At 49.1% G+C, this 2,304-nt stretch carries 2 protein-coding genes and 1 tRNA gene; 1 reads left to right on the top strand and 2 read right to left on the bottom strand.

Features of this window, described 5'->3' with window-relative positions; all coding sequences use genetic code 11:
* Positions 1 to 47 precede the first annotated feature (47 nt).
* A tRNA-Ser gene (locus ACRCWW_RS08535) sits at positions 48 to 135 on the top strand.
* Between the two features lie 530 nt (positions 136 to 665).
* On the opposite strand, the gene ACRCWW_RS08530 is transcribed toward ACRCWW_RS08535, so the two are convergent.
* Together ACRCWW_RS08530 and pepE are read right to left on the bottom strand one after the other, a co-directional pair.
* Positions 666 to 1,616 carry a DUF1177 domain-containing protein gene (locus tag ACRCWW_RS08530; RefSeq protein ID WP_438682023.1) on the bottom strand — a complete coding sequence of 317 codons (951 nt, stop codon included), beginning with the start codon at positions 1,614 to 1,616 and terminating at the stop codon, positions 666 to 668.
* A gap of 1 nt (position 1,617) precedes the next feature.
* The coding region (gene pepE / locus ACRCWW_RS08525) for a dipeptidase PepE (protein ID WP_438682022.1) at positions 1,618 to 2,304 on the bottom strand (687 nt) is incomplete at its 5' end.

Here is a 2,304-nt window from a genome sequence, read left to right as displayed (position 1 = left end):
TTTTTCCTACATTAGCGCCCGTTCCAGCGATGCTGGAAAGACAATATGGTGAGGTGTCCGAGTGGCTGAAGGAGCACGCCTGGAAAGTGTGTATACGGCAACGTATCGGGGGTTCGAATCCCCCCCTCACCGCCATATTCTGAGCGCATGTTACTGAGTAACATGCGCTTTTTCTTTACCTGCGATCCTTAGTATGCCATTGGGTATGCCATTACCGCCCGGCTTTGACAGGACGGTATCACCCTGCTTCGGACAGTGTAGAATCATTCTGCGTCCGCACGCAACGCCCAGGTTGCTTACAGCTGCACTCACTGGCATCTCAGTGGCACAGGCAGAAAGCATTAAAACAATGGTGGGTAGGGAAATTCGGGATAAAAGCATGGGCGTACTCCGGTTGAAGAAACCGGAACAGCATGGAAAAAAACGAGAATATTTACGCCATTAAACTCAAATTAGCCAGGAGAAGGATAAAGGCAGGAATGACATATTTACATTGCAGCGCATACAGAATTGATGATTTTTAATCATCACAGGCCTGCTGACAATCTAAAGTTCAGGCGAACAACAGCAAAAATGACCATTACCTTGTTGGGGTAAACAAGTCATTATCGCGCTAGAGCACCATCACAGATAACCAACAATATGCTATCTGTGATGGAATTTCCTTATTTTTGCAAAAATGCCAGACTGCCGTACATATCAAACAATGTCTGGTATTCGTCCGCATCGTAAAACGCCGCTTTCTGCCAGGTAAACTGTTTAGCGACTTCGACAGCAAACAGGGTCGCATCCACCAGTTCACTTTCATAACTGGCGCCCGTTTCACTGCCTGGAACGACGGTTTTTGCCGTAATCGCCAGCCCGACAACCGGGGCTTTTGTCGCCACATGCGGCTGCATAATGGAGTTAAAGTGATAAACACCGTTATCGTACGGCGTAATATCCTGGGTGGTTATCGGGAACGTTTTGGCCGGTCTGCCGGTAGCATATTCCATTAATGTCACCAGGTCTGGTGCAACGCGCAGAATATAGCCCTCTTTTGCCGTTGGAGAAATAGCAATACCACGATGTTTGATGATGCTGTTTCCTTTCGAGGTATCCACCGACAAAATTGCATCCATATCATCATCCACTTCATAATCATTCATGGTGTCAGATGAAACCGGCATGCCCATAAAATCGACCGGGTCGTGCGGCGTAATAGAAACATGCGTTGCAATGTGGGTGGTAATAATCACATCGCCCTCAAGCTGCGCCCCTTTCGCGGACATATCCAGCAACTTCATGGCACTCGCCAGCGCCACAATAGAACCATCAGAATCTGACACTTTGCCCATTCTGTCAGGCTGCGCCTGTTGCGCCCCCAGTCGACCAATAATACCCATGGTTGGCGCTGGCGTTTCGCCTCCCGCCGATTTGCCGTTGCTGCCTTTAATCACCACCTTGATAAAATCACAAATCTGAGTGGTGTCTTCCGGCGCCTCATAATTAACCGGTGTCGTGGTGATCGTCGCATCGGTTGCCCCAAGGGCGGTCAGTTCATCCACCACTTTCTGGCCATTAATGCCCGGATCGTCGAGTAGCTCATAAATTATGCTGACAAATTTCGATGACATGTTAGTTCACTCCTTTAATCATGCTTAATTCAAACGGCTGATTTGGGGCAATTTTGTCTATCTTCTCAGGAGCACGGAACCACAGCCCCTCTTTCTCACCCAAAATACGCCCCTGCTGATTTTCAATATAAAGTGCTGACCCCTCATACAAGGCCAGCAGTTCTTCCCCGGTGTTGATGCTTAAAAATTCGTTCAGCCTCTCTTCGCGGCTTTCACCGTTATGCCCAACCGGTTTGCCGGAAATGAAATGCGGATTCATCTGGAAAGGGGTAATTCTCAGCGCGTTAAATGAGGGTGGCTGAACGATAGGCATATCATTGGTGGTGCGGATCGTCGGCGTTGCGACGTTACTGCCCGCACTCCAGCCGACATAAGGCAGTTCACCGTCATTCACTCGCTGTGAAATTAAATCGACAATATTGCTCTGATACAGGCGGTTGAGCAGCGCAAAGGTATTCCCCCCGCCCACTGCAATCGCTTTGGCATTTTTCACCGCCGCAACCGGGTCGCTGAAGCGGTGAATGGATTTCAGGCCATAGCCGTAGCGTTCAAAGGCGGTTTTGACGATATTCTCAAAGTCGTCAAAGCTGAAAGAGACGGCAGCATAAGGAATAAACAGCACTTCATCAGCATCGTGCTGAAACAGGGTGTGTAACTGCTGCTCCGCATGCTCCAGATAGCCAAGCTG

Source organism: Scandinavium sp. (genome assembly GCF_051650185.1).
Taxonomy (GTDB): domain Bacteria; phylum Pseudomonadota; class Gammaproteobacteria; order Enterobacterales; family Enterobacteriaceae; genus Scandinavium.
The sequence above is the reverse complement of the archived record's forward strand: the minus strand, read 5'-3'. Positions and strand labels throughout refer to the sequence as shown.

Bases quoted from the DNA above. Each gene is read 5' to 3' on its own strand.
- ACRCWW_RS08530 (WP_438682023.1), bottom strand. From the start codon at position 1,616: ATGTCATCGAAATTTGTCAGCATAATTTATGAGCTACTCGACGATCCG.